3 protein-coding genes are annotated in these 1,665 nt (G+C 63.6%); 2 read left to right on the forward strand and 1 reads right to left on the reverse strand.

All coding sequences use genetic code 11. From position 1 onward, the window contains the following. A partial coding sequence (locus tag OXC99_08825; protein ID MCY4625086.1) for a hypothetical protein occupies positions 1–419 on the reverse strand: 419 nt, incomplete at its 3' end. A 185-nt stretch (positions 420–604) separates the two neighbouring features. Here OXC99_08825 and OXC99_08830 point away from each other — a divergent pair. Beyond that, positions 605–1,144, forward strand: a complete 540-nt coding sequence (locus tag OXC99_08830; protein ID MCY4625087.1) for a cytochrome b/b6 domain-containing protein — start codon at positions 605–607, stop codon at positions 1,142–1,144. 291 nt (positions 1,145–1,435) lie between these two features. Next, positions 1,436–1,665 (forward strand): hypothetical protein (locus OXC99_08835; protein ID MCY4625088.1); only part of this gene is annotated, 230 nt, incomplete at its 3' end.

Genomic DNA, 1,665 nt, shown 5'->3' on the forward strand with positions numbered 1-1,665 from the left:
CCGCCAGGCTGCCGTGCGAGGTGCACGCCGATCGCCGCGAGGAGGAGCGGCAGGGCGCCGTCGATAAGCATCCAGACCAGCGCCACCGTATCGGAGCCAGGCGTCGTGTATCCGGGACTCAGCGTCACGAACCAGTTCCAGTAGAACAGGATGCCAATGAACAGCAGGCCGTAGAACTGCGTATTGACGGTGAGGAACTCCTTGAGGTCCGCGTCGGTGTCCAGACGCACCTTCCGCGCTCCGACGAAGACCACCCCGACCGCGATGGCGATCGCCATCAGGGCATCCAGGAGGTACCACAGCGGGCTGAAGGGCTCCGTCTCGGTCGTTACGTGGTAGAGGGGCTCGACGATCGTATGGACGGCGACGATCGCCCCCGTCGCGATGAGGCTCCACCCCGTCAGTCGTCTCAAGATCATGGTCTCCTCCCACCTGCCGGCGGAACCGACGCGGCCGCCGGGCGGGCAGGTAGCGTGATTAAACCCCACCCGGAGACTTTCAAAAACCCCTGCCGCAGCACTCGCAGTCATGCTGCGGGTCGGGCACAATCGCCCCTGGCATTCGGGTGCCATCCGCCGGCCGACAGGTGCCAAGAGCAAGCCACATGACAACGGCAAGTCCCATATTCCGCACGGACGGCTACTCGATTCTATCCATCCTCGCCCACTGGCTGGCGGCGGTCCTGATAGCCTCGTTGTTCCTGACCCATGAAAGTGAACGCGGTACTGCTGCCTACGTCTTTCACGTGAGTGGCGGTGCGATAGCCGGTCTGATCCTCCTGTGGCGGGTATGGCATAGAGCAAGACGCGGTGTGGCGGCCGCACCGAACCAATGGGCCATCTTCAATCTCACGGCACGAATTGTTCACTGGGGACTGCTCGTCGCGATCGTTGTGGTGGTGATCTCCGGCTACCTGCTGCCCTGGACTCTCGGGCGGGAACTGGACGTGTTCGGGTTCGGCATTCCCTCTCCCATGGAAGCGAACCGAGGCCTGCACGAGTTCATGGAACGCGTGCACGACGTCTCGGGCCACCTCTTCATCCCCTTGCTCGCCTTGCATGTGCTCGGAGCAATCAAGCACATCGTCTTCGACAGGCGGGGCGCGGGGCTTCGCATGTTCAAGCCGGTATCCGATGGGCGTTAGCCTGACCGACAGACTGTCGTTCATCCCTCGAGGCGCAAACTCTCACCAACCTCCCATATAGTGATTTGCGCTCGGCTGCCGCTCCGATATGGATGTCCTCGATCTCGTGGAAAGCGCTCAAGTCCGATCACTCTCTCTCAATCCGCAAAGTGGGTGGCAGCGCTACTCACCATCATTGACACGGCCTGAGGCCGGGCGCAGGCTTTCACCTAGCCGCGGGTATGGCGCGGGACGTGAGGCGCCGCGCCTTCGCTATTGCGGGCATCCGTGGGTTTGCAGGGAGGACGGCACATGCGCATCAACTCATTCAAGCTCGTACCGCTGGCCATGACGGCCGCGGCATTCGCCATCGCGGCGCCGGGGCCGGCCCCGGCCGGCGACCTGGACGGCCAGTCGATCAAAGTCTGCACCTGGGGCGGAAGCTGGCGGGACATTCAGCGCGACAACATCGTGACCAACCCCGGAGGCCTCGAGGAGCGGGGTGCCACGGTCGAATACGTGGCGGGCAGTCCGCAGGACAA

It is taken from the genome of Chloroflexota bacterium (genome assembly GCA_026713825.1).
In the GTDB taxonomy this organism is placed as follows: Bacteria; Chloroflexota; Dehalococcoidia; order Lucifugimonadales; family UBA1127; genus UBA1127.